Source organism: Nocardioides aquiterrae, from assembly GCF_039526625.1.
Lineage (GTDB): Bacteria > Actinomycetota > Actinomycetes > Propionibacteriales > Nocardioidaceae > Nocardioides > Nocardioides aquiterrae.
The window spans coordinates 1-24,470 of sequence record NZ_BAAAJE010000018.1; the positions used below are offsets into that span (position 1 = coordinate 1).

Annotated in this window: 27 protein-coding genes; 13 read left to right on the top strand and 14 right to left on the bottom strand. The window is 73.6% G+C overall.

The features are described 5' to 3' along the window. Positions 1–106: 106 nt before the first annotated feature. The 4 genes from ABD086_RS16775 to ABD086_RS16790 all read right to left on the bottom strand — a co-directional run bounded on the left by ABD086_RS16775 (position 107) and on the right by ABD086_RS16790 (position 2,537). Positions 107–550, bottom strand: a complete 444-nt coding sequence (locus tag ABD086_RS16775) for a DUF3040 domain-containing protein (RefSeq protein WP_343908733.1) — start codon at positions 548–550, stop codon at positions 107–109. A 156-nt stretch (positions 551–706) separates the two neighbouring features. Then, entirely contained in the window at positions 707–1,450 is a 744-nt protein-coding gene (locus ABD086_RS16780; RefSeq protein ID WP_343908734.1) for a methyltransferase domain-containing protein, read from the bottom strand. A gap of 34 nt (positions 1,451–1,484) precedes the next feature. Beyond that, entirely contained in the window at positions 1,485–1,916 is a 432-nt protein-coding gene (locus tag ABD086_RS16785) for an SAV_6107 family HEPN domain-containing protein (protein WP_343908735.1), read from the bottom strand. Between the two features lie 180 nt (positions 1,917–2,096). Beyond that, complete coding sequence (locus ABD086_RS16790; RefSeq protein WP_343908736.1) at positions 2,097–2,537, bottom strand: hypothetical protein; 441 nt, start codon at positions 2,535–2,537, stop codon at positions 2,097–2,099. Between the two features lie 42 nt (positions 2,538–2,579). Here ABD086_RS16790 and ABD086_RS16795 point away from each other — a divergent pair, with 42 nt between their 5' ends. Genes ABD086_RS16795 through ABD086_RS16810 form a run of 4 tightly spaced genes read left to right on the top strand, consistent with a single transcriptional unit; the run spans position 2,580 to position 5,813 of the window. Beyond that, positions 2,580–3,053 carry a YbaK/EbsC family protein gene (locus tag ABD086_RS16795; RefSeq protein ID WP_343908737.1) on the top strand — a complete coding sequence of 158 codons (474 nt, stop codon included), beginning with the start codon at positions 2,580–2,582 and terminating at the stop codon, positions 3,051–3,053. Next, on the top strand, positions 3,053–3,409 hold the full coding sequence (locus ABD086_RS16800) for an ArsC/Spx/MgsR family protein (RefSeq protein WP_343908738.1): 357 nt from the start codon (positions 3,053–3,055) through the stop codon (positions 3,407–3,409). The genes ABD086_RS16795 and ABD086_RS16800 overlap by 1 nt, the downstream gene beginning before the upstream one ends. After that, positions 3,396–4,523 carry a hypothetical protein gene (locus tag ABD086_RS16805; protein WP_343908739.1) on the top strand — a complete coding sequence of 376 codons (1,128 nt, stop codon included), beginning with the start codon at positions 3,396–3,398 and terminating at the stop codon, positions 4,521–4,523. The genes ABD086_RS16800 and ABD086_RS16805 overlap by 14 nt, the downstream gene beginning before the upstream one ends. A gap of 21 nt (positions 4,524–4,544) precedes the next feature. Further along, the gene (locus tag ABD086_RS16810) at positions 4,545–5,813 is read left to right on the top strand and encodes a phytoene desaturase family protein (RefSeq protein WP_343908740.1); all 1,269 of its coding nucleotides are present in this window, start codon (positions 4,545–4,547) and stop codon (positions 5,811–5,813) included. 6 nt (positions 5,814–5,819) lie between these two features. Here the strand turns inward: ABD086_RS16810 and metF are convergent, their stop codons facing one another. Continuing rightward, positions 5,820–6,701 carry a methylenetetrahydrofolate reductase [NAD(P)H] gene (gene metF, locus ABD086_RS16815; RefSeq protein ID WP_343908741.1) on the bottom strand — a complete coding sequence of 294 codons (882 nt, stop codon included), beginning with the start codon at positions 6,699–6,701 and terminating at the stop codon, positions 5,820–5,822. Between the two features lie 64 nt (positions 6,702–6,765). On the opposite strand from metF, the gene ABD086_RS16820 reads away from it, so the two are divergent. Next, on the top strand, positions 6,766–7,836 hold the full coding sequence (locus tag ABD086_RS16820; RefSeq protein ID WP_343908743.1) for a polyprenyl synthetase family protein: 1,071 nt from the start codon (positions 6,766–6,768) through the stop codon (positions 7,834–7,836). A 12-nt stretch (positions 7,837–7,848) separates the two neighbouring features. Here ABD086_RS16820 and ABD086_RS16825 read toward each other — a convergent pair whose 3' ends face one another. After that, the gene (locus tag ABD086_RS16825; protein WP_343908745.1) at positions 7,849–8,217 is read right to left on the bottom strand and encodes an Rv2175c family DNA-binding protein; all 369 of its coding nucleotides are present in this window, start codon (positions 8,215–8,217) and stop codon (positions 7,849–7,851) included. Between the two features lie 120 nt (positions 8,218–8,337). Here ABD086_RS16825 and pknB point away from each other — a divergent pair, with 120 nt between their 5' ends. The 6 genes from pknB (at position 8,338) to ABD086_RS16855 (ending at position 14,812) form a co-directional block, all read left to right on the top strand. Next, positions 8,338–10,293 (top strand): Stk1 family PASTA domain-containing Ser/Thr kinase, encoded by a 1,956-nt coding sequence (gene pknB, locus ABD086_RS16830; protein ID WP_343908747.1) that lies wholly within the window; start codon positions 8,338–8,340, stop codon positions 10,291–10,293. 42 nt (positions 10,294–10,335) lie between these two features. Further along, positions 10,336–11,202 carry a deoxyribonuclease IV gene (locus tag ABD086_RS16835; protein WP_343908749.1) on the top strand — a complete coding sequence of 289 codons (867 nt, stop codon included), beginning with the start codon at positions 10,336–10,338 and terminating at the stop codon, positions 11,200–11,202. Next, positions 11,195–12,085, top strand: coding sequence for a DMT family transporter (locus ABD086_RS16840; protein ID WP_343908751.1), 891 nt, complete (start codon positions 11,195–11,197; stop codon positions 12,083–12,085). The genes ABD086_RS16835 and ABD086_RS16840 overlap by 8 nt, the downstream gene beginning before the upstream one ends. Positions 12,086–12,107: 22 nt before the next feature. Further along, positions 12,108–13,208, top strand: coding sequence for a DNA glycosylase AlkZ-like family protein (locus ABD086_RS16845; protein WP_343908753.1), 1,101 nt, complete (start codon positions 12,108–12,110; stop codon positions 13,206–13,208). A gap of 211 nt (positions 13,209–13,419) precedes the next feature. Further along, positions 13,420–14,298 (top strand): zinc ribbon domain-containing protein, encoded by an 879-nt coding sequence (locus ABD086_RS16850; RefSeq protein ID WP_343908755.1) that lies wholly within the window; start codon positions 13,420–13,422, stop codon positions 14,296–14,298. 25 nt (positions 14,299–14,323) lie between these two features. Then, positions 14,324–14,812 carry a hypothetical protein gene (locus ABD086_RS16855; RefSeq protein WP_343908757.1) on the top strand — a complete coding sequence of 163 codons (489 nt, stop codon included), beginning with the start codon at positions 14,324–14,326 and terminating at the stop codon, positions 14,810–14,812. Here the strand turns inward: ABD086_RS16855 and ABD086_RS16860 are convergent. After that, positions 14,809–15,804 carry a threonine aldolase family protein gene (locus ABD086_RS16860; protein ID WP_343908759.1) on the bottom strand — a complete coding sequence of 332 codons (996 nt, stop codon included), beginning with the start codon at positions 15,802–15,804 and terminating at the stop codon, positions 14,809–14,811. The genes ABD086_RS16855 and ABD086_RS16860 overlap by 4 nt on opposite strands. 66 nt (positions 15,805–15,870) lie before the next feature. Here ABD086_RS16860 and ABD086_RS16865 point away from each other — a divergent pair, with 66 nt between their 5' ends. Further along, positions 15,871–16,431 (top strand): AAA family ATPase, encoded by a 561-nt coding sequence (locus tag ABD086_RS16865; protein WP_343908761.1) that lies wholly within the window; start codon positions 15,871–15,873, stop codon positions 16,429–16,431. A 3-nt stretch (positions 16,432–16,434) separates the two neighbouring features. On the opposite strand, the gene ABD086_RS16870 is transcribed toward ABD086_RS16865, so the two are convergent. After that, positions 16,435–16,590 carry a hypothetical protein gene (locus tag ABD086_RS16870; protein ID WP_343908763.1) on the bottom strand — a complete coding sequence of 52 codons (156 nt, stop codon included), beginning with the start codon at positions 16,588–16,590 and terminating at the stop codon, positions 16,435–16,437. Between the two features lie 102 nt (positions 16,591–16,692). On the opposite strand from ABD086_RS16870, the gene ABD086_RS16875 reads away from it, so the two are divergent. Further along, complete coding sequence (locus tag ABD086_RS16875) at positions 16,693–18,390, top strand: ABC1 kinase family protein (RefSeq protein ID WP_343908765.1); 1,698 nt, start codon at positions 16,693–16,695, stop codon at positions 18,388–18,390. Between the two features lie 13 nt (positions 18,391–18,403). Here ABD086_RS16875 and ABD086_RS16880 read toward each other — a convergent pair whose 3' ends face one another. The 6 genes from ABD086_RS16880 to ABD086_RS16905 all read right to left on the bottom strand — a co-directional run bounded on the left by ABD086_RS16880 (position 18,404) and on the right by ABD086_RS16905 (position 24,360). Next, positions 18,404–19,741 (bottom strand): class II 3-deoxy-7-phosphoheptulonate synthase, encoded by a 1,338-nt coding sequence (locus ABD086_RS16880; RefSeq protein ID WP_343908767.1) that lies wholly within the window; start codon positions 19,739–19,741, stop codon positions 18,404–18,406. Positions 19,742–19,799: 58 nt separating this feature from the next. After that, positions 19,800–20,849, bottom strand: a complete 1,050-nt coding sequence (locus tag ABD086_RS16885; RefSeq protein ID WP_343908769.1) for an APC family permease — start codon at positions 20,847–20,849, stop codon at positions 19,800–19,802. Between the two features lie 3 nt (positions 20,850–20,852). Continuing rightward, complete coding sequence (locus tag ABD086_RS16890) at positions 20,853–21,260, bottom strand: APC family permease (RefSeq protein WP_343908771.1); 408 nt, start codon at positions 21,258–21,260, stop codon at positions 20,853–20,855. Positions 21,261–21,316: 56 nt separating this feature from the next. Then, positions 21,317–22,666, bottom strand: coding sequence for a hypothetical protein (locus ABD086_RS16895; RefSeq protein WP_343908772.1), 1,350 nt, complete (start codon positions 22,664–22,666; stop codon positions 21,317–21,319). A gap of 198 nt (positions 22,667–22,864) precedes the next feature. Further along, a complete protein-coding gene (locus ABD086_RS16900; RefSeq protein ID WP_343908773.1) occupies positions 22,865–23,830 on the bottom strand; it encodes a hypothetical protein in 966 nt (321 codons plus the stop codon). Next, on the bottom strand, positions 23,827–24,360 hold the full coding sequence (locus ABD086_RS16905; protein WP_343908774.1) for a SigE family RNA polymerase sigma factor: 534 nt from the start codon (positions 24,358–24,360) through the stop codon (positions 23,827–23,829). The genes ABD086_RS16900 and ABD086_RS16905 overlap by 4 nt, the downstream gene beginning before the upstream one ends. Between the last annotated feature and the right edge of the window lie 110 nt (positions 24,361–24,470).

Here is a 24,470-nt window from a genome sequence, read left to right on the forward strand (position 1 = left end):
GACCACTAGTGTCACCGATGTCCTGAGACATATGTGTTACCGATGTCCCCGGACTCGACAGAGCAAGGGGACACACCGTCCGTATGACGTCCTGCCGGAGCGGGTGCTAAAACCCGCCGTCCTCGCGGCGGCGGCGCCAGCGCTCCTCCATCCGCTCCATGAAGGAGTGGCTGGAGTGGTGGTGTCGGCGGGTGCGCCGGGTCTTGCCGGTGCGGCCACCCTCGATGACGGTGAAGCCGCGGCTGGGGTGCGCGGCCCGGGGGTCGGGGCCGACGGCGGTCTGCTGGCCGCGCAGGGCGGTGAGCGCCACCGTGGCCGAGACGAGCATGATCACGAACCCGACGATCCCGACGGGGGTGATCTGGGCGACGGCACCGGTCATCAGCACGACGACACCGACGACGAAGCCCACGCCCGCGACGATCGCGCGCCGACGGGCGGAGCGACGGAACGCGGTGCCGCGCAGGGTCGAGGCGAGCTTGGGGTCCTCCTCGACGAGGGCACGTTCCATCTGCTCGAGCAGTCGGAGCTCCTCTTCCGAGAGTGGCACCGTACCTCCCCTGCATCTGCGTCGCCGGCCCGGACGTCCGGTTGCTGCAAGTCTAGGCAGCGCCCGGGCGAGGCGGTAGGCGGGTTCGGGAAATTCGTGACCGAACCGTTCCCGTTCTCACCCAGGGGGAAACGACGACCGGCCGGCGGGTGGGGATCAGCGGGCCAGCACGTGCAACTGGGTGGCCAGCGGCCGGAACTCCGGCCGCTCGGTGACCGCCCGCTCGAGGTCCAGCAGCGCGGCGGTCGCGCCGGGCTCCAGGTCGAGCAGCGACCCGGGCACGAGGTCGGCGAAGACCCGGACGCCGTGCACGGTGCGGACGTCGAAGCCGGCCCCGGCGAGCAGCGTCCGCAGCTCGTCCTCGGTGAACCGGTGGCCGGCCCGCCCGCCACCCGCGGCGGGGTCGCGTCGTCCTGAGCCTGGCGAAGGGTCGAGCATCGCCAGCGCCTGGGCGAAGTGGCCGGCCATCGCGCGGGCCACCACCGCGGCGTGGCGCTGCGCGACGAGGACGCTCAGCGTGCCGCCGGGCCGCAGCACCGCGCGGATCGTCGCGAGCGCGGCGGCCGGGTCGTCGACCACCTCGAGCACGCCGTGGCACATCACGACGTCGGCGCTCGCCGGTCCGGCGACGTCCAGCAGCGTCGACAGGTCGCCCTGCTGGCCGGTGACCGCCACCCCGACCTCGCGGGCCCGGCGGTCGAGCGCGGCCAGCGCGTCCGGGCTCGGGTCGACGACCGTCACCCGGTGGCCGAGCTCGGCGACCCGGACCGCGAACCCGCCGGTGCCCCCGCCGATGTCGAGCACGTCGCCGGCGCCGTCGAGCACCGGCAGCAGGGCCTCCCACACCAGCGAGGTCCGGGCGGCGCTGCGGCGCTCGCTGGGCTTGGTGCTCTCGGGCATGCCACCAGCCTAGGGGTCTGCGCGCACGCCCCCGTCAGCCTGCCCGCATCACCGCGGTCCGCGACGACGTCGCCGCGTGCGGCACCAGGCCGAGCGAGCGTTCGACGACCGCGAGGAACCGGTCCGCGTCCCGCACCAGGTCGTCGGCCTCGCGCTCGCTGACGGCGCGGGTCGAGCCGGCCTCGGCCGCCGCGCGCTTGGCGGCTCCCCCGGCGAAGAACTGCGCCCACTCCGTGAGCTCGGGCGCGACCTCGGCGAGGAGCACCCAGGCGTTCTTCTGCCGCCGGCGGCGCGCCGGTGTCGGATGGGCGCGCGCGGCGAGCAGCGCGGCGGCTGCCCGCAGGGCCGCGACGTGCGCGCACGCGTAGCGCGTGGGCACCTCCGTGGCGGCGATCGCCTCGCTCAGCGACTCGGCGGCGCGGGCGAGGTAGGAGTGCGTGGTGGCGGGCAGGGCGTACGGGTTCATCGCTGGCCTCTCCTCGACCCCGGAGCTTCCGACCCCCGGCTCCGACCCCACCCGGCGGGGACGGGGGTCGAGGTCGTCCCCACCGGGCTGTTCGAACACCTGTTCGAACACGGCCTCAGGCTACACCTCGCCCCGGACAGGGCGTCAAGAGCAGGCGGAGGAGCCCGGTCGAGGAGCCGGTCAGGCCTCGCGGCGGACGTGGGCGCAGAAGACGCGGGTGTCCTTGTGCCAGAGCGCGACGACGGCGGCCAGGTCGATGACCAGCGAGACGATCGCGACGGCCAGGAACAGCGCGGGCGGGTTGGTCCGCAGGATCGCGAACGTCGCGATGCCCACCATCACCACCACCGCGCTCAGCACGATGCGTGCCCAGTTGTGGCCCTCGCGGAAGAACGAGAGGAGCACCACGGCCAGCAGCGCCACCACGACGAACATCGTCACCGCCACGGGCACGAACGCCGGCGGCTCGACCGCCCCGGCGTCGGACCGGTCGGCGGCCCAGGCGCGCACGAGCTCGTCCTGGAACACGACGGTCATCAGCGCGGTGACGCCGGTCATCGCCACGGCGGCGGCCGCCAGCCAGGTCGCACCGGTCACCATCGCCGGACGCTGCGAGCTCATCCGCTCTCCTCTCCTGTCGGGGACACCCTAGGGTCTGCCTGTATGACGACCGAGCACCCCTCGATCACCCGGTTCCGCGACGACCACACCAGCCGCGGCGGCACCGGCGAGATCGTGGTCCTTCCCGACGCCGTGCACACCGCCGCACTGGCCGCCGAGGCCCTCGGCTGCGACGTCGGCGCGATCGCCAACAGCCTGCTGTTCGACGCCGACGGCTCCCCGGTCCTGGTCCTCACCTCCGGCGCCCACCGCGTCGACACCGCCAAGGTCGCCGAGCGGATCGGCGTCGCGACGCTGAGGCGGGCGACACCGGAGTTCGTGCGCGAGCACACCGGCCAGGTGATCGGCGGCGTCTCCCCTCTCGCCCACCCGGCCCCGGTGCCGACGTACCTCGACTCCTGGCTGCGGCGGTACGACGTCGTGTGGGCCGCCGCCGGCCACCCGTCGGCGGTCTTCTCCACGACGTTCGACGAGCTCGCCGCGATGACCGGCGCGACCGAGATCGAGGTGGCGTGATGGAGATCTGGCTGAACCCGGCGTGCTCGAAGTGCCGCACCGCGGTCGCGGAGCTGGACGCCGCCGGCGTGGAGTACACGGTGCGCCGCTACCTCGACGAGCCGCCGACGGCGAGCGAGCTGGGCGAGGTCGTGGCGCGCCTCGGGCTCGAGCCGTGGGACGTCGCCCGCGCGAAGGAGGCGCGCGAGGAGGGCATCGACCTCCCGAAGGACGCCGCGCACCGCGGCGACTGGCTCGCGGCCCTGGCCGCGCATCCGCGCGCGATCCAGCGGCCGATCATCACCGCCGCCGACGGCACCACCGTCGTGGGACGCGACGAGGACTCGCTGCGGCGGGTGCTCGATGCGGAGGGCTGAGCTCCGCGAACGACTGGCCGCGCTGTACGCCGGCCGCCCGGTCGTGCTCGCTCCGGGGGGCGCGGCCGGCTGGGCCTCCTGGGTCGAGCGGCTGGACCGCCTCGGCTGCCGCACGCTGGTGCTCGATCCCCCGGTGCCGGCCACCGTGCTGGCCACCGACGGCTTCCGGCTGCACGACCGGCTGGTGCGCGACCTCCGGCCGGACGCCGTGGCCGCCGTCGAGCGGTTCGACCCCGAGGGGCGGGGGCTGTTCCGCACCTCGCCGTTCGTGACCAGCGACGAGCCGGTGCTCGGCCGGCCCGTGACCGGCGGCCGTCCCCGCGCGTTCCTCGCCCTCGAGGACAAGCTGCGCGCCGACGCGGTCTGGGCGGCCGCCGGGATCGCGGCCGCGCCGTCCCGGGTCGTCCCGCTGGAGGAGGACGCCCTCGCGGCCGCCACCCGCGAGCTCGCGGGCCCGCTGGGCGCCGTGTGGTCGGGCGACGGGTTCACCGGCGGCGGCGACTACGTGCGCTGGGTGCTCGACCGCGACGACCGCGCCAAGGCCCGCGCGTTCTTCGCGCCGCGCTCCGAGCGGGTGCGCGTGATGCCGTTCCTCGACGGTGTGCCGTGCTCGATCCACGGGTTCGTGCTGCCCGACGGCACGGCGGTGCTGCGACCGGTCGAGATCGCCGTGCTGCGCGACCGGGCCGCGCGGACGTTCGCGTACGCCGGCCTCGGCACCGGCTGGGACCCGGCCCCCGACGACCGGGAGCACCTGCGGGACGTCGCCCGCCGGGTCGGCGAGCACCTCCGTGCCGCGCACGGGTACCGCGGCGCGTTCGGCGTCGACGGCGTGCTGACCGCCGACGGCTTCCGGCCCACCGAGCTCAACACCCGGATGTCCGCGGGCTGCACGCTCCTGGCCGGCGTCGACCCCGACTTCTTCCAGCTGCTGCAGGCCAACCTGCTGGTCGGCATCGACGCGGGCGTCACCGTCGCGGAGGTCGAGGGCTACCTCCCGGACATGGACGTCGAGCGGCGCAGCACCACCGACCGCCGGCTGCGCCCCGGCGAGCGGCTCGCCGCGCTGGCCGAGGACGAGCGCCTCGAGGCCGCACCGGACCCGCGGGCCTAGGGTCCCCTAGAGTCACCGCCCATGCGGGTCGTGGTGGTGGGTGGGGGCTTCGGCGGCCTGGCCGCTGCCGTGCGGCTCGCGAAGCTCGGCCACGACGTCGCGCTCGTCGAGCGGTCGGCCACCCTGGGCGGGGCGCTGTCCGCCGTCACCGCGGACGGCTTCAGCTGGGACGCCGGCCCGACGTACACGCTGCTCCCCGCCGTCGTGCGCGACCTCTTCCGCAAGTCCGGGCGGCCGGTCGAGCGCGAGCTGGAGCTGGTGCCGCTCGACGTCGTCCGCGAGCACCGGTTCGCCGACGGCTCGTCGGTGCGGGTGCCGGTCGGCCGCGCGGCCCAGCTCGCGGCCTTCGACGAGCTCGGCCCCGGGCTCGGCCGGCGGTGGGTCGACTACGTGGCGTCGTACGCCGACGACTGGGACGAGCTGCGGCGTACCTACCTCGAGAACCCGTGGGACCCGGCCGCGCCGCCGGCGCTCCTCGGCGGGCGCCGGATGCTGCACAAGCGGCTGCGGAAGGCGTTCAAGGACGAACGGCTGCGCCTGGTCGCCGGGCACCCGCTCGTGGCGGAGGGGCACGAGCTGCGCAACGTGCCGGCCTGGCTCGGCGTCCTGTCGTACGTCGAGCAGCGGTTCGGCGCCTGGACCGTCGAGGGCGGGATGCACCGGCTCGGTACGGCGCTCGCGGAGCGGCTGGCCACCCGCGGGGTGACCGCGATGACCGGGACCGAGGCGCGCGACCTGGTCCTGCGCGACGGCCGGGTCGTCGCGGTGCGGACCGTCAGCGGCGACGTCGAGGCCGACGCCGTCGTGTGCGCGATCGACCCGCGGAGGCTGCCCGCGCTCGCGCCGTACGTCGCACGCACCATGCCCGCGATCCCGCCGGTGGTCGTGCACGTCGGGCTGTCCGGTGAGGTGCCGGACCTGCCGCACGAGCTGGTGCTGCACGGCGACCCGACGCTGGTCGTGCGCCGCAACGGCCCGTCGACGCTCACCGTGCACGGCCGCGGGAAGCTGTCCGAGGACATCCTGCGCGCGCTCGCGCGGCACCGGATCGACGTGCGCGCCCAGGTCGTCACCCGGGTCGACCGCAGCCCGCGCGACCAGGTCGAGCTCTGGGGCGGCTCGCCGATGGGAGTGCTCTGGCAGGGCCGCGGCACGGTCCGCCGGCGACTCGGCCCGCGCACCCCGGTCGCCGGGGTGTACGCCGCCGGCGCGCACGCCACCCCCGGCGCCGGGCTGCCGTTCGTCGGGCTGTCCGCCGCGCTGGTGGCGACGGAGATCGGTCCGGCCTAGACCCTGCTAGACGGCCAGGTTGAGCGCGGCGAAGATCTCGCGCGTCGCCTTGGAGCGGTTGAGCGTGTAGAAGTGCAGCCCCGGCGCCCCGCCGTCGAGCAGCCGCTCGCACAGCTCGGCGGCGAGCTCGATGCCGGCCGCGCGCATCGCGACCGGGTCACCGTCGTGGGCACTGATCCGCTCGATCACCGACGCCGGCACGTCGGTGCCGATCAGCTCACCCTGGCGGCGGATGTTGGCGAGGTTCAGGATCGGCATGATGCCCGGGAGGATCGGGATGTCGACGCCGCGGGCGCGCACCCGGTCGACCAGCCCGAAGTAGTCGTCGGCCCGGAAGAACATCTGGGTGACCGCGAACTCCGCGCCGGCCCGCGCCTTCGCGACCAGCACGTCGGCGTCGTGGTCGAGCGACGCAGAGGACGGGTGCTTCTCGGGGAACGCGGCGACCCCGACGCTGAAGTCCCCGCGCTCGCGCACCAGCTCGACCAGCTCGGTGGCGTAGGTCAGGCCGCCGTCGGTCGGGGTCCAGGGCGCGCGCGGGCCGTCCGCCGGGTCGCCGCGCAGCACCATCACGTTGTGGATGCCGGCCGCGGCGTACGAGTCGACGATGGCCTCGAGCTCCTGGCGGGTGTGGCCGACGCAGGTGAGGTGGGCCATCGCGGTCATCGACGTCTCGCGCGCGATCCGGCTGGTGACCCGGACCGTGGTGCTGCGGGTCGACCCGCCCGCGCCGTACGTCACCGAGACGAACGTCGGGCGGAACGGCTCCAGCTCGCTGATCGCCTGCCAGAGCTGCTCCTCGCCCGCGTCGTCCTTGGGCGGGAAGAACTCGAAGGAGAACGAACGCTCCTCACGGACCAGCTCGCCGATCCTCCGTGGGTTCGCCATACGCAACAGTCTAGGTACGGGGGCGGCCGCGGGGGGCCGGTGTCCACTGGCTAGTCTCGGCGCCGTGGCGAGCGACGGCTGGGACGACGCAGACTTCCGCGACCGCGTCCAGACCGCGCTCGACGCGTTCGTCGACGAGCAGGCCGCCACGCTCGCGCCGCTCGGCCCGGACGCCGACCGGCTGGTGCGCGCGGCGCACGCGGCCGTCTCCGGCGGCAAGCGGTTCCGCGCGGCGTTCTGCTACTGGGGCCACCGGGCGGTCCACCCGTCCCCCGACGACGAGGAGGCGCTGATCCGCGCCTGCGCGTCGCTGGAGCTGCTGCACGCGAGCGCGCTCGTGCACGACGACTTCATGGACGCCTCCGACACCCGCCGCGGCCGGCCGGCCACGCACCGGGAGTTCGAGGCCGAGCACCGCGACGCGGGCTGGCGCGGCGACCCGGAGCAGTACGGCGCCGCCGCGGCGATCCTGCTGGGCGACCTGCTGCTCAGCTGGTCCGACGAGCTGCTGCGCCGCTGCGGGCTGCCGATCACCGAGGTCGCGCCCGCGCTCGAGGTCTTCGACCGGTGCCGCTCCGAGGTGATCGCCGGCCAGTTCCTCGACGTGTCCGTGCAGGCGCGCGGCCGCGCCGACGTCGAGGCCGCGATGACCGTGCTGCGCTACAAGTCCGCGAAGTACTCCATCGAGCGGCCCCTGCACATCGGCGCCGCGCTCGCCGGCGCCCCGGAGTCGACGATGGCCGAGCTGTCCCGGTTCGGGCTGCCGCTCGGCGAGGCGTTCCAGCTCCGCGACGACCTGCTCGGCGTGTTCGGCGACCCGGACACCACGGGGAAGCCGGCCGGCGACGACCTGATCGAGGGCAAGCGCACCGTGCTGGTCGCACTGGCGCTCGACGCCGCCGCCCCCGCCGACGCGGCGCGCCTCGACGCCGCGCTCGGCACCCAGCTCTCCCCCGACGAGGTCGAGGAGCTGCGCGCGATCATCGACGGCAGCGGCGCCCACGCCCAGGTCGAGGCGGTCATCGGCGAGCTCGCCGCGCACGCGGTCGCGGCGCTCGACCAGGCGCCGATCGACGAGCGCGCCCGCCGCGTGCTGCGGGACCTCGCGTCCGCGGCCACCCAGCGCGTGGTCTGAGCCGACTCGGCGTCACATCATGGCCTGCGCGCGGCGCTTGACCTCCGCGCCCCGGTTCTCGCGCAGCGCGTCGATCGGGCGGCCGGGGAGGTCGTCGTCGGTGAAGATCCAGGCGATGCACTCGCGGTCGTCGTACCCCGCGTCGTGCAGCAGCGTGAGCAGGCCGGGCAGGCCCTTGACGACGGCGCCGTCCTGGAGGAAGTCGGCGGGCACCTGCTGCCCGGCGCCGGGCACGGGGACCGCGGCGGCCAGCTCGTGGTCGCGGATCATCGTCTTCACCTTGGCCGGCGTGACGCCCAGCAGCTCGGCGGCTCCGGCCCAGTCCAGCCACGCGGGGACGAGGGCGGCGAGGTCGGCTTCGGCAAGGCTCTGCTGGTTCATGCGCCCAGTCTTGCATCGTGGCCCACGCCACGCCGGGGGCGCCTGAACCCCGCTCCGGCGGCGCGCGTCCGTACGATTGGGGCTCCGGATCCTTCCCCATCCGGCCACAGGAGGGTCGCTGTGACGCCTGACCGGCGCTCGGACCGGCACGCCCGGCAGGGCGGCGCCGACACTGCCGGCGACCCCATGACCGGCCGCGTCCTGGAGGGCCGCTACCGGATCGGGCCGCGCATCGCGCGCGGCGGCATGGCCAGCGTCTACGAGGCCACCGACATCCGGCTGGACCGCACGGTCGCGATCAAGATCATGCACCCCGGGCTCGGGGACGACGACGAGTTCGCGGCCCGGTTCGTGCGCGAGGCCCGCTCCGCCGCCCGGCTCTCGCACCCCAACGTCGTCGCGGTCTACGACCAGGGCGACGACCACGGGACCGTGTTCCTCGCGATGGAGCTGATCGACGGCATCACGCTGCGCGACGTGATCCGCAAGGAGGCGCCGATGCCGCCCGCGCGGGCGCTCGCGCTGATGGAGCCGGTGCTCTCCGCGCTGGCCGCCGCGCACCGCGCCGGACTCATCCACCGCGACGTCAAGCCCGAGAACGTCCTCATCGCCGACGACGGACGGGTCAAGGTCGCGGACTTCGGCCTGGCCCGCGCGGTCAGCGCCGACACCCAGCACACCGCGACCGGCGGCGTGCTCATCGGGACGGTCTCCTACCTCGCCCCCGAGCTGGTCATCGACGGCCGCGCCGACGCGCGCGCCGACGTGTACGCCGCGGGCGTCGTGCTGTTCGAGCTGCTCACCGGCGCCAAGCCGCACGAGGGCGAGACGCCGATCCAGGTCGCCTACAAGCACGTGCACGACGACGTCCCCGCTCCCTCGACGCTCGAGCCGGGCCTCCCGCCGTACGTCGACGCGCTGGTCGCGCGGGCGACCGCCCGCGACCGCAGCCTGCGCCCGGCCGACGCCGGCGTGCTGCTGCACCAGGTCCGCCGGGTGACGCACGCGCTGGCCGAGGGCGTCGCCGAGGACCCCGAGCTCACCCAGGACCTCACGCCGCTGCTGGTGGCGCCGCCGGTCCCGGACGGCGACCAGCGGGAGGAGACCCGGGACCTCGAGCGCACCACGCGGCTGCGCACGTCTCCCCCGCCTCCGCCCGCTCCCGCGCGGCGGACCGGCCGGCCCCGGCGGCGCCGCGGCCTGCTCGCGACCGTCCTCGCGGTGCTGCTGGTCGCCGGCCTCGCCGTCGGCTCGTGGTGGTTCTTCGACGGCCGCTACACGTCGACCCCCGGCGTGCTCGGCATGACCAAGGCCGCCGCCGCGCAGAAGCTCGCCGACGCCGGCCTCGAGGTCGAGTACGGCGACCAGGCCTACTCCGAGACGGTTCCCGCCGGCCGGGTCGTGGCCACCGACCCCGCGCCCGGCGACCAGGTGCTCGACGGCGGCACCGTCGCGGTCACGATCTCGCTCGGCAAGGAGCGGTACGACGTCCCGAAGCTCAAGGGCCTGACCGAGGACGAGGCGCAGGACGCGCTCGCGCAGGCGCACCTCGCCTACGGCACCACCAAGGACCGCTGGTCCGACACCGTCCCCGAGGGCCAGGTGATCACCAGCAGCCCCAAGGCCGGCACGACGCTGCGCCCCGACGCCGCCGTCGACCTGGTCGTCAGCAAGGGGCCGAAGCCGGTCAGGCTCAAGGACTGGGTCGGCAAGGACGCCGACGACGCGCTGGCCTGGCTGCGGGCCAAGGGGCTCGACGGCAAGGTCGTGAGCGAGGAGTACTCCGACACCGTGGCCGACGGCGGCGTCATCTCGATGGACCCGCCGAGCGGCACCACCCTGCACCGAGGCGACGCCGTCCAGCTGGTCGTCTCGAAGGGCCCCGAGCTCGTCGACGTCCCGTCCGTGCGCGGCCAGGGCGTCGACGCCGCCACCCAGACCCTCGAAGGGCTGGGCTTCCACGTCGAGACCCGCCAGGCGCCCGGCTCGCTCGGCCTCGGCTTCGTCTTCTCGCAGGACCCCGAGGCCGGAGCCCGGGTGCCCAGGGGCTCGACGATCACCCTCAACCTGATCTGACCGCGTGCGCCGACCCGCCGGCGCGGCCGGTAGGTTGACGCGGTGCGCAACCCGGTCGGAACCCATGTCCTGGTGGGCAAGGGCCTGGTCGACGGGGCCGTCGCGAACGCCGACCTGGTGGGCTGCGAGACGTTCCAGGTCTTCACGGGCAACCCGCGCGGCTGGCGGTTGACCGAGGGCAAGCCGGCCGAGGACGTGCGGTTCCGCGACCTGATGGCCGAGCGGGGCACGCGCACGTTCATCCACGCGCCGTACCTGGTGAACCTCGGCAGCCCGACGCCCGCGACGTACGAGAGCTCGGTCGCATCGGTCGCCCACAACCTCAAGCGGGCGGCGGAGATCGGCGCCGAGGGCGTGGTCGTCCACACCGGCTCGTACGTCGGCGACGCGGACGACCGGCAGGCGATGAAGCAGGTCCGCGAGGGGCTGCTGCCGATCCTCGAGACGATCGAGGGCGACGCCGCGCCCTGGCTGCTGCTGGAGCCGACCGCCGGTCAGGGGCGGTCGCTGTGCGCGGGTGTCGAGGACCTGGCTGCGTACCTGGAGGCGCTGGACTTCCACCCGAAGGCGGGGATCTGCCTGGACACCTGCCACGTGTTCGCGGCCGGCGCGCCGCTGGACGAGCCCGGCGGGGCAACCGCGACCGTGGACCGGATCGTCGAGATCGGCGGGCCGGGCCGGCTGCGGCTGATCCACGCGAACGACTCGATGGACGTGCGGGGCGCGTTCAAGGACCGGCACCAGCGGATCGGCGAGGGGCACATCGGCGAGGCGGCGTTCGTCGAGCTGTTCCGCCACCCGGCCACCGAGGGCGTGCCGTTCATCCTGGAGACCCCCGACTCGCGCGACGCGAGCACCCGCGACATCCCGCTGCTCAAGAGGCTCCGTCAGGGGCTGGGCGATGGGTGAGCGCCGGACGGCGCTGCTCGCGACGCTGGTGCTGATCGGCATCACCGCGTGCTGGGGCAGCACGTTCTTCCTCATCCACGACCTGCTGGACCGGGTGCCGGCGGTCGACTTCCTCGCCGTCCGGTTCTCGATCGCGGGGGTGCTGCTGCTGGTCGTCGCCCCCAAGGCCGTGCTCCGGCTGTCGCCGCGCGCCCGCCGCCAGGCCGTCGTCCTGGGCGGCCTGTACGGCGTCGCGCAGATCCTCCAGACCCTCGGCCTCGCCCACACCCCGGCGAGCGTGTCGGGCTTCATCACCGGCATGTACGTCGTCGCCACGCCGCTGTTCGCGGCCGTGCTCCTGCACAACCGGATCACCCGGATGACCTGGGCGGCCGTGCTGCTGGCCTTCGCCGGCCTCGCGGTGCTCACGCTGGATGGCTTCTCCATCGGCTACGGCGAGGCGCTGACGTTCGTGGCCGCGATGCTCTACGCGCTGCACATCGTCGGGCTCGGCGCCTGGTCGAACGCCCGCGACGCGCTCGGCATGTCGATCCTCCAGGTCGTCGCGGTCGCGGTGATCTGCCTGGTCGCCAGCGCGCCGCACGGCATCGTGCTGCCCGCCAACACCGAGGACTGGCTGGCGGTCGTCTACATGGCGGTGTTCCCGGCCGCGCTCGCGCTGCTCGGCCAGACCTGGGCGCAGGCACACCTGTCGGCCACCCGCACCGCGATCGTGATGAGCATGGAGCCGGTGTTCGCGGCGCTCTTCGCGGTGCTGTTCGGCGGCGAGTCGCCGACGTTCCGGATGCTCACCGGCGGCCTGATGGTCCTCGCCGCGATGCTGATCGTGGAGGTCGGCCCGCGCCGCAAGGTGGAGGCCGAGGTTCCGCACATCGCCGTCTGAGCGCCGTGTGAGACTTCCTCCGATGCACGAGCTCTCCCGCGACGACGCCCGACGGATCGCGGTGCGCGCGCAGCTCCTCGACGCGGCTCGGCCGAGAGACCTGTTCGAGGTCGTGCGGCACCTGACCGCGCTGCAGGCCGAGCCGACGAACGCGATCGCGCCGAGCGCCGACCTGGTGCTGTGGAGCCGGCTCGGCTCGTCGTACGACCCCGCGGAGCTGCGCGACGCGCTGGACGAGCAGGCGCTGGTCGAGCACCAGGGCTTCGTGCGCCCGATCGAGGACCTGGCGCTGTACCGCGCCGAGATGGCGGCCTGGCCCGGCACCGGCCCGCTCAAGGACCGGGAGGTGTGGCGCGCGGAGTGGGTCGAGGCGAACGACGCGTGCCGGCGCGACGTCCTCGAGCTGCTGCGTTCCGACGGGCCGCTGCCGACCAGCGCGATCCCCGACACCTGCGAGGTGCCGTGGCGCTCCAGCGGCTGGAACAACGACCGCAACCTCCAGCGGCTGCTGGCGCTCATGGTCGAGCGCGGCGAGGTGGTCACCGTCGGCCGGCAGGGCCGCGAGCCCTTGTGGGACCTGGCGGAGCGGGTCTATCCCGACGACCCGGTCCCGGACGTCGAGGAGGCGCGGCGGATCCGCGACCGGCGCGGGCTGCGCGCGCTCGGCCTCGTGCGGAGGAGCACGGCCGGCGAGCCGGCCCGGGTCGAGGGCGTGCGCGGCAGGTGGCGGGTGGACCCCGAGCTGCTCGACACCACGCTCGACGGACGCACGGCGCTGCTCTCGCCGTTCGACCGCCTGGTGTTCGACCGCAAGCGGCTCCTGGAGCTCTTCGGGTTCGACTACCAGCTCGAGATGTACAAGCCCGCCGAGAAGCGGCGCTGGGGCTACTACGCGCTGCCCGTCCTGCACGGCGACCGGCTCGTGGGCAAGCTGGACGCCGCCGCCGACCGCGCCGAGGGCGCGCTCGTCGTGCACGCGCTCCACGAGGACGTCGACCTGGACGACGACGCGCGCGACGCCGTCCTGGCCGAGGTCGCGGACCTGGCCCGGTGGCTCGGCCTCGAGGACGTGTGGGACCAGCGGGGCTGCCTGGTGCGGGGCCGAACTGCCCTTTGGTCCTAGTACCTGCCAAACGCCGGTGGCGCGGCGCTCGACCGGCCTAGCCTTGCGTCGGCCACACAGCACTCGTCCCCGTTCTGTGCCGGCCGTGCAGCTCCGTGAGGGTGTTCGACGTCCTCGTCCGCAGCGCAGCGGCGGACGATGCCTCGGGCACCCTCACGGGCGGCCGCACTACGCTGACCCGCGGGTCGTCGGGCCCTGACAGGAGGGTCCAGTGGCGAGCTGCGCGAACTGCGGTCACGAGCTCGGTGTCGGCCGGTTCTGCACGAACTGCGGCCATCCCGTCGACGCACCCCCGCCCGCACCCCCGCCCCCGCCCTCGACCCCGCCGCCGGCGCAGGCCGGTCAGGTGCCGCCCCCGCCGCGCTACCCGCTGTTCGCGGACGAGACCGAGCCGGCGTACGTCGCTCCCGAGCCCGAGCCCGGGCCCGAGCCGCACCCCCACCGTCGCCCGCGCCCGGTCTGGCCGTTCGTGGTCGCCGCGGTGGCGCTGGTGCTGGTGGCCGGCGTGCTCGCCGGCGTCGGGCTGCTGGCCGGCGGCGACGACGCGGCGCCGGGCGTCGCCACGCCGACGATCACCCGGCACGGCCACCCCCCGTCGGATCCGCCCGCCGGAGGGAGGCTCCTCGCCGGCGCGGAGGTGACGGTGCCGGCGACGGCCCCGCCGAACCAGGACGTGAGCGGCAACCCCACGACGTACGTCGGCGACAACATGCTCGACGGCGTGCCGGAGACCTGCTGGCGGATGCCCGGCGACGGCGGCGGTGAGGAGATCACCGTGACGCTGCCGCGGCAGACGCACCTGCGGCGGGTCGGCCTGATCAACGGGTACGCCAAGACCGCGCAGGACGCGCGGGGCCACGAGCTCGACTGGTACCACGGCAACCGCCGCGTGCTCCGCGTCGAGTGGGTCTTCGACGACGGCACGACGGTGTCGCAGGACCTCGCGGACACCGAGGCCGTGCAGTCCGTGGACGTCGACGTCACGACGACCACCGTCGTGCTGCGCCTGGTGTCGGTGTCGCCGCCGGGCGAGGGGCGCGCGGCCCGCGACTACACCGCGATCAGCGACCTGTCGTTCGTCGGAACCTGACGACCCGCCACCCCGTCGTACGAGTGTGGACGAGGACTCCTCGGCATACGTCGCGGCCCGCCGCGGCCTCGTGGTCGTCGGCGCGCTGACCGCCGTCCTGGTGGCCGGCGGCGTCGCGATCGGCGCCCGCCCCGTGGGTAACGCCGATCGCGCGGTCCAGCCGGCCGGGCCCGTGACCCCGGCCGCGCAGGTGGTGAACCACAACGACGAACCCGCGTTCTCCCGGGCGGCAGCGGGCCTCCGACCCGCCGCGCGACCGGTGTGGGACACCGACACCGGGACGCTCCGCTACCTCAGCTCGTTCTCGTACGGCGGGTGCGGCGCGAACGCGACCACGAGGTACGACGACGACACCCTCGGCGTCGACATCACGCCCGACGAAGGAGAGCCCGGCCTCGGCTGCACGACCGAAGCCGGTGCCGTGGTCGTGGTGATCCGGGGCCTCGAGGACCAGCCCCGCACCGTCGCTGTCGTGGACAGCGGCGTGCGGCACGTGTGGACCGCGATCTCCTAGGCGATCGCGCTCAGCACCGCCGCGGCCTTCTCGGCGTCCGCACGGCTCACGTCCAGGTGGGTGACCAGGCGGACGGCGGTCGGGCCGACGGTGGAGATCACCACGCCCTGCTCCTTCGCCCTCGCGACGAAGTCGGCGGCGTCGGGCCGGTGCACGACGACGATGTTGGTGTCGACCGTCGCCGGGTCGACGCCGCAGGCCTCGGCGAGCAGCCGCGCGTGGGCGTGGTCGTCGGCGAGCCGCTCGACGTGGTGGTCGAGCGCATGGATGCCCGCCGCGGCCAGGATGCCGACCTGGCGCATCCCGCCGCCCATCCGCTTGCGCCAGACCCGCGCCTCGGCGATCGCGTCGCGGCTGCCGACCATCAGCGAGCCCACCGGGGCGCCGAGGCCCTTGGACAGGCACACGCTCAGCACGTCGGCGACCGCGCCGTACTCGGCGAACGGCGTGCCGGTCGCGACGTGCGCGTTCCAGATCCGCGCGCCGTCCATGTGGACCTCGGCCCCGACTCCGGTCGCGTACTCGCGCAGGTCGCGCAGGTCCGACAGCGGCAGCACCGCTCCCCCGGCGAAGTTGTGGGTGTTCTCGACCGAGATCGCCGCGGTCGGCACGAAGAACGGGCCCATGTCCGGCGCGAACATGCCCCGGATCGTGGGCAGGTCGACCTGGCCGCGCGGGTGGATCCAGGTGCGCATCGTCAGCCCGGTGTACGCGCCGTGCGCGCCGAGCTCGGCCCGGGCGATGTGCGCGCTGGCCTCGCACAGCACCTCCTGCCCGGCGGTGACGACCGACCGGACGGCGAGGACATTGGCCATCGACCCGGTCGGCGTGAACAGCGCCGCCTCGTGCCCGAACAGCCCCGCGACCTTCTCCTCCAGCGCCGCGACGGTCGGGTCCTCGCCGTACACGTCGTCCCCGACCTCCGCGCGCGCCATGGCCGCGCGCATGTCGTCGGTGGGCTTGGTCAGGGTGTCGGAGCGCAGGTCGATCACGGACCCGATCCTCTCAGGTGGATCCGCGTGGGGCGGACGGAGCCGGTGGCGCGTACGGTCGGCGGCGTGAGCCGGCTCATCCACCTCAACGGACCGCCCGGCGTGGGCAAGTCGACGCTCGCCCGGCGCTACGTGGCCGACCACCCGGGCACGCTCAACTGCGACGTCGACGTCCTCCGCTCGCTCGTCGGCGGCTGGGAGGCCGACTTCGTCGGCGCGGGCGCGCTCATCCGTCCCGCGGCCCTGGCGATGATCGAGGCGTACCTCGGCACCGGACAGGACGTCGTGCTGCCCCAGATGCTGATCCGTCCGACGGAGCTGGCCCGGTTCGAGGGTGCGGCCTCGGCAGCGAACGCCGAGTTCGTCGAGCGCTTCGTCATGGACGAGCGCGACGCCGTGGTCGCCCGGTTCCACCGGCGTGGCGACAGCGACCCCGCGCCCTGGCACCGGCAGGTCCGCGAGATCGTCGCCGGGCAGGGAGGGGACGAGCACCTGCTGCGCTGCCACGACGCCCTGGAGCGGCTGCTCGCCGAGCGCCCGCAGGCCGTCGCCATCGTCAGCCGGGACGGCGCCGTCGAGGCGACCTACCGGGCCCTCCTCGACTCCCTCGCACCCTCGCCCGGCTGATCCTCACCCCTCGGCCAGCCCGGTCTCCTCGCCGCGCCCGGCCTCGGCGGCGAGGCCCTCGCCGTCGGCCTGCTCGTCGAGCTTCTCGTCCAGGTCCGCGATGGCCTGGCGCTCCGCCTCGTCGTCCCGCTGGCTGTCCTCGGCGTTCTTCTCGGTCACAGCGGGTCGGTACCCACAACCCGCTTGCGATCACCGGCGGCCGGCTCGTGGGTCGCGTCACGTCAGGCGTGTCCGGACCCGGCGCGGGGAACCCTCCCAGGCATGTCCTACGACGAGTCCCGGACCCGGCGGTACGCCGCGATCGCGCGGTTCCTGATCCGCCACGGCCGCTCCGACCTGGTGTCGGGCGCCAGCCTGGACGAGTACGCGGACGCCGGGGCGGAGGACGGCGTCGGGGACGACGGGACCACCGACCGCGCCGAGGCGTTCGCCGCCGACCTGGAGGCGATGGGGCCGACGTTCATCAAGCTCGGCCAGCTGCTGTCCACCCGGTTCGACCTGCTCCCGCCGTCGTACACGACCGCGCTGAGCCGCCTCCAGGACGAGGTCGAGCCGTTCGACGTCGACATCGTCCGGACCACGATCGCCGACGAGCTCGGCTCCGAGGCGCGTCACCTGTTCACCGACTTCGACCCCGAGCCCGTGGCGGCCGCGTCGCTCGGGCAGGTGCACCGGGCCGCGCTCCGCAACGGTCGCGAGGTGGCGATCAAGGTCCAGCGGCCCGGTGTGCGCGACGAGGTCCGCGCCGACCTGGAGACGCTCGCCCGGATCGCCACCGTCGCCGACAAGGGCAGCGACCTGGGCCGCACGTACGGCTTCGCCCGCCTCCTCCACGAGTTCGAGCGCTCGCTGCGGCTCGAGCTGGACTACCGGCGCGAGGCCCGCAACCTGCTGCGCTTCGGTGACCTGACCAGCTCCTACGACCTCCTGGTCGTCCCCGAGCCGGTGCTCGAGCTGACCTCGGGCCGGGTGCTCACGATGGACTTCGTCGAGGGCCGCAAGGTCACCGACGTCGGACCGCTCGGCCTGCTGGACCTCGACGCCCACGCGATCGTGGAGCAGCTGTTCTCGGCGTACCTGAAGTCCATCCTCGAGGACGGCTTCCTGCACGCCGACCCGCACCCGGGCAACGTGCTCGTCACGCCCGACGGCCGGCTCGCGATCCTGGACCTCGGCATGGTCGCCACCATCCCGCCGCGGCTCCAGGAGAAGGTGGTCCGGCTGCTGGTCGCGATCGGCGACGACAACGGCGAGCAGGCGGCCCGCGTGCTCGCCGACATGGGTGAGCCCCTCGAGCGCTACGACGCCAACGCGTTCCGCGACGACGTGACCCACCTGGTCTCCGAGGCCGTCGCCACCGGCCCGGAGCTGCAGGCCGGCCGGGTCCTGGTCGACCTGAGCCGGGTGTCCGGCGCGCACGGGCTGCGACCGCCGCCGGAGATGTCGATGGTCGGCAAGGCGCTGCTCAACCTCGACCAGACGACGCTCCACCTCGATCCGGAGTTCGTGCCCGCCGAGGCGATCCGGGAGCACCTGCCGCGCATCCTCCGCAGCGGGTTGGGGACCTCTCCGGGCAGCCTGGTGACCGCCGCGCTGGACGCCAAGGAGTTCACCTCCCAGCTCCCCCGGCGCGCGAACCGGATCCTCGACGACCTGGCGGACGGACGGTTCCGGGTCCGCGTCGACGCCGTCGACGAGGAGCGGCTGCACACCGTGCTGCAGCGCCTGGCGAACCGGCTCACGCTCGGGCTGGTGATCGCCGCCAGCATCCTCGGCGCGTCGCTGCTGATGCAGGTGCCGACCGACACCACGATCCTCGGCTACCCGGCGATCGCGATCGTCCTGTTCACGCTCGCCATCCTGGGCGGCGTCGCGCTCGCGGCCTGGATCGTGGTCACCGACCGGAAGGTCGCCCGCACCGAGCTGCGCGCCGAGAAGGACGCCGCACCCCGGATCTGACGGGTCAGACGGCTCAGACCTGACGCAGCATGTCCGCGACCAGGAACGCCAGCTCCAGCGACTGGACCCGGTTCAGGCGCGGGTCGCACGCCGACTCGTACCGGTGCGCGAGGTCGAGGTCGGTGAGGTCCTCGCCGCCGCCCACGCACTCCGTGACGTCGTCGCCGGTCAGCTCCACGTGCAGGCCGCCGGGCCAGGTGCCGAGCGAGCGGTGCACGTCGAAGAAGCCCTGGACCTCGTCGATCACGTCACCGAAGCGGCGGGTCTTGTAGCCCGACGACGCCTCGAAGGTGTTGCCGTGCATCGGGTCGCACACCCACGCGACCTCGACCCCGGCGGCGGTGACCTTCTCGACCAGGTTCGGCAGGCCGTCGCGGATCTTGCCGGCGCCGAAGCGGGTGATGAACGTCAGCCGGCCCGGCTCGTTCGCGGGGTTCAGCTTGGCGGCCAGCGCCAGCGCGTCGTCCGGCGTGGTCGACGGGCCGAGCTTGACGCCGATGGGGTTGCGGATGTGGCTCAGCAGCTCCACGTGCGCGCCGTCCAGCTGCCGGGTGCGCTCGCCGATCCACACGAAGTGGCCCGAGACGTCGTACGGCGTGTTCGTCCGCGAGTCGATGCGGGTCATCGCGTGCTCGTACTCCAGCACCAGCGCCTCGTGGCTGGAGTGGAAGTCGACGCGGTGGAACTCGTCGGGGTCCGCGCCGATGGCCTTCATGAACGTGAGCGCGCGCTCGATCTCGTTCGCCATCGCCTCGTACTGCTGGCCCACCGAGGACTCGCGCACGAAGTCGGTGTTCCAGGTGTGCACCTGGCGCAGGTCGGCGTAGCCGCCGGTCACGAACGCGCGGACCAGGTTCAGCGTCGCGGCGCTGGAGTTGTACACGTCCACGAGCCGCTGCGGGTCCGGCACCCGCGACTCGGCGGTGAAGTCGAAGCCGTTGACCGCGTCGCCGCGGTACGCCGGCAGCGTGACGCCGTCGCGGGTCTCGAAGTCCGACGAGCGCGGCTTGGCGTACTGGCCCGCGATCCGGCCGACCTTGACGACCGGCACCGACGCGGCGTACGTCAGCACGACCGCCATCTGCAGGAGCACCCGGAGCTTGTTGCGGACGTTGTCGGCCGTCACGCCGGCGAACGTCTCCGCGCAGTCGCCGCCCTGGAGGAGGAAGGCCTCGCCCCGCGCGACCGCCGCGATCTTGTCCTTGAGCTCGTCGCACTCGCCCGCAAAGACCAGCGGCGGGGCCGTGCGCAGGCGCGCGACGGCCGCGTCGACGGCGGCAGGGTCGGGATAGGACGGCTGCTGCGCCGGGTTCAGGGCGTGCAGGTCGGCCAGGGACGGGATCGCACTCACCCGTCAAGGGTACGGCGGCCACCGGCCCGGCTCCGATTCGGCGGCCGGACCTGAGACGTCAGTCCTCCATGTGCTCGATGTCGCGGAAGCCGGTCCGCTGCGCGCGGACCGCGCGGTTGGTCAGCCACGTGAACGCCCAGAGCAGGATCCCGAGCAGCAGCAGGCCGCCCGCGACCTGGTACTGGACCCAGTCCTCACGGTCGCGCGCCCAGGGGCCCGCCAGCGCCAGACAGGCGGCGGCGCCGACGAACGGCACCCAGCCCGGCGCCCGGAAGCGCCCCTCGTGGCGGGGGTCGCGGCGCAGCACCAGGCAGGCGACGTTCACGACGGCGAACACGCAGAGCAGCAGCAGGGCGGTGGTGCCGGACAGCGCCTTGATGACCGAGGTGTCGGCGAGGAAGGTCACGACCACGATGAGCGCCAGCGCGAGCAGCGTGGAGAAGGCGATGCCGGCGTACGGCGTGCGCCGGCCCGGCAGCACCTTGCCGAGGGTCCGCGGGAGCACGTCCTGGTGGGCGAGGCCGTAGAGGAGCCGGCTGGCCATCAGCATGTTGAGCAGCGCGGTGTTCGCGACCGCGATCACGGTGAGGAACGGGAAGATCTTGTCGATGGGCAGGCCGGGGGCGCCGGTCTGCACGACGGCGAGCAGCACCTTGCCCTCGTCGGCGACCACGGCCTCGATCTCGCCCTCGGGGATCACCGCGATCACCGAGATCGCCACCAGCACGTAGAAGATCACCGCGATCCCGAGGCCGGTGAGCATGATCCGCGGGAAGATCCGCTCGGGCTCGCGGACCTCCTCGACCATGTTGACCGAGTCCTCGAAGCCGACCATCGCGAAGAACGCGATCGCGGTCGCCACGGTCACCGCGAGGAACAGCCCGCGGTCGGACTGCGAGTCGAAGACCACGATCCGGCCCATGTCGGCGTCGCCCTGGGCCATCACCCAGAAGCCGATGAGGATCACGATCACCAGCGCGGCCATCTCGACCATCGTGAGGACGACGTTGAACTTCACGCTCTCCCCGACGCCGCGCAGGTTGATGCCGGCGAGCAGCACCATGAACGCGATCGCGACCACGGTGACCGCGACGTCGCCCTGCGGCACGTCTCAGCCGAGCCCGTCGAACCCGGCCAGCAGGTTCGTGGCGAGCAGGTTGGACGACGTCGACGCGCTGGTGATGCCCGAGCAGATCACCGCGAACGCCACGAGGAACGTGACGAAGTGGATGCCGAACGCCTTGTGCGTGTAGAGCGCCGCGCCGGCCGCCTGCGGGTACTTCGTCACCAGCTCCAGGTAGGAGAACGCCGTGAGCGTGGCGACCGCGAACGCGACGAGGAACGGCAGCCACACCAGGCCGCCCACCTCGAGCGCCATCTCGCCGGTCACGGCGTAGATGCCGGCACCGAGGATGTCGCCGACGATGAACAGCAGGAGCAGTCGCGGGCCGAGGACGCGCTTCAGGTCCGGGGTCGGGCCGTTGACGTCCAGCGTGTCCGAGCTCGAGGTGGTGGTCATGGGCCCACCCTGCCCCGCGACCGGCGCCGGTAATCCGGCTCCGGTCGCGGGTGGGCTCAGCTCTGGCGCACCAGCAGGCACTCCTCGTCGTGGTTGAGGTACTCGGTCTCCGCCGGGCTCTCCACGCCGCCGAGGTAGTTGCAGCGCTCCTGCTTGGCGAACGCGGCGACCTTGACCCCGCGCACCAGCCGGCTGCCGACGCACAGCAGCTTCGCGGTGTAGGTCACCGGCGCCGCCGAGGTGTTGTGGAACCAGTACGTGCGGCTGACCGGCCGCGGCTCCGAGCCGTTGAGCGGCCCGCCGTACCAGCCTCCGACGATGCCCTTCTCACCGTGGTCGCAGTAGACCTGCACCTCGGCGTCCGACATCGCCCCGACCGTGACGGTCTCCGTTTCCACCCGGAACTCGAATCGGTTGCCGGTGGTCGACTTCGTGCTCAGGCAGCGCCACTGCAGCGTGGTGTCGGTCGGCTGGTTGACGACGGCGAAGACGGTCGAGCTGCGGCCGCCGTCGGCCTTCATCCCGACCTGGGTGAGCAGCACGTCGTGGACGTTCGGGTAGTTGCTGTTGGCCTGCGCGCCGTTCAGGTTGAGCGCCACCGGGGTCTGGTCGGCCGGGCAGGTCGCCTCGAACTCGGACGGCACGTCGCCGACCGGCAGGAAGTTGTCGACCGAGAACGACTGGATGCCCGACACCGCGATCGTGCCGCCGGTGTTGGTGTAGGTCTTCAGGCAGGTGGCGAACAGCTTGGCCTGGGCCTGTCCGGTGGCGCCGTTCTGCACGGTGACCGACCAGCCGGTCGCGGTGAGTGTGCTGGAGACCACGTGGACGTCGTCGATGGTGCCGGTGCCCTGGTCGACGCCGAGCACGTGCAGCGAGTGGTCGACCTCGGCGTACCCGCTCGGGCAGGCGACCGAGAACGTCTGGGTCTGGCCGGCCGGCAGCGAGACGTAGGTCTCCTGCTTCTGGACGTCGACGGCCTCGGACATCCGCCAGGTGTGCTTGAACTGCTTCGGCCCGACGTACGTCGCGGTGAACGGGATGTCGACCGCCGCGGTGCCCATCGCGGGCACGGTCACGTGGCAGAAGAACATCGGGTAGCCGGTGTAGCTGGTGGTGCCGCAGCCGCCCGGCAGGCTGGCCGGTGCGAGCCCGAAGTCGTAGGTGTCCTGGAAGATGATCGTCCGCGTGACCCCGGTCGGGTTGGTGGCGACGACGTGGGCGGTGACGGTGCCGCCGTTGGCGACGGTGCCGGCGGACCAGGTCTTGGCGACCGTGACCGGCGACGGCGCGGTCGGGTAGACGTACAGCGGGTCCGACGCCTGCGCCGGGACCGCGAGGCCCAGCGTCGCCAGGCCGAGCCCGGCCAGGCACGCGAGCGCACGACGAAGCGGTGTGGTGGACATGCTGATCCCTCTCTGGGCAGTTCCTGGGCAGGTTCCTCGCCCGGATCAGCACGACGCATGACGAGCCCGAGTCCCACCAGCCCCCCGAGCGTCACCAAGCACGTCGACGGTAGGAGCCTTTACCCACCCCTGCGGGTGGAACGCTCCGGAACGACGGGCGTGGTCCAGACCGTCAGGCGGTCGCGTCGACGCACCGGCTCAGCGAACCTCACAGTCCACAGGGTCGCTGCAGGGCTTGAGCTCGTGGTCCTCGACCACGTCGCCGTGCGCGTCGTACGCGATCACCGCGGCCAGGTCGCCGGTGACCGTGCCCCACATCATCGTGTCGCCGGGGACGACGGTGCCGCTCTCGACGTGCCCCGCCACCCGGGTGCCGGCCACGGTCACCAGCTCGACCCGCGCGACGTCGGTGCCGGGCAGCCCGGCGAGCACCAGCCGACCCGGCGCACCGGTGGCGTAGTCGTCGCTGAGGAAGACCTCCATCTTCGAGCCGGGCTTCAGGAAGTCGTCGGTCCCCATGCCCCACTCGTAGACCCAGCCCCCGTCGCTCCCGCGGGTCAGCAGCGCGGGACCGCAGCGAGCGGCGGTGCCCACGCAGCCGAGGTAGGCCGGCCCGTCGTCGACCAGGATGCCCAGGTCGGTCGAGCCCACCGGGTAGCCCCCGTCCTCGTCGGCGAGGTCGGTCTGCTCGATGTGCTGGACGCCGTCGTAGAGCCAGTGCGGGAAGTCCGCGCGACGGTAGCTCGTGACGCCGCTGTAGTGGTGGGCGCCGGTGTCGACGGGCGCGCCGACCGGACGGATCGGGTCGTCGAGGCCCCAGTCCCGCTGACCACCGTCGGGCGCGGGCAGCACCACCTGCCAGTCGGACACCTGCCTGGCGCCCGGGATCTCGGCGAGGGCGCGCTGGGCCAGCTCGGAGAGCTGGTGCGGATGGTCGGCCGGCTCCGGCTCCCGGGCGCGGTCGCTGCCGCCGCCGGTGAGGACACCGACGACCAGGCCGAGCACGACCGTCGAGACCACGACACCGGTCGCGGCGCCGAGCGCGCCGAGGCGACGGCGGCGCAGGCCGGCCTCGCGGATCGCGGCGAGGTCGGGACGGCCGAGGTGGGTGTCCTCGCCGTCGTGCAGCTCGCGCTCGAGCTGCTCGATCGTGCGTGTGCTCATCGCAGGTCTCCCTTCACGAAGTGGTCGTCCTCGACGTCGGAGCCGTCGGCGACCCGCAGCTTGCGCAGCGCGCGCGACAGGGTGCTCTTGACCGTGCCGGGTGCGATCTTCAGCTCGCGGGCGACCTCGGCCTCGGACAGGTCGAAGTAGTGGCGCAGCACGACCACCCGGCGCTCCCGGTCGGTCAGGCCGGCGAGCAGGCGCATCAGCTCGTCCCGGTCGCCGGCCAGCTCGTCCGCACCCGCACCGGGCTGGGCGCGGCTCACCAGCGTGGCGTCGACCGCCCCGCCCGGCACCTCGTGCGAGCGGCGACGCCGGAGCCGGTCGATGTTCGCGTTGACCAGGACCCGGCGCGCGTAGGCCAGCGCGTCGGACCGGCGTACCCGCCGCCAGCTCGCGTAGGTGCGGGCCAGTGCCGTCTGCGCCAGGTCCTCGGCGAGATGGTGGTCACCGGTCAGCAGGTACGCCGAGCGGTGCAGCCGTGGCCACGCGGCCACCGCGAACCTCTCGAAGTCGTCCTCGGCCGTCACATGCCCTCCCGGAGTGGGTGATCGTCTCACCCCTTCTACGCATCGGGGACGCGCGCAGGTTCTGTCGGCGGTGGTCGTGTTCGACATCGACCGGGTCTCGACACGCCGGT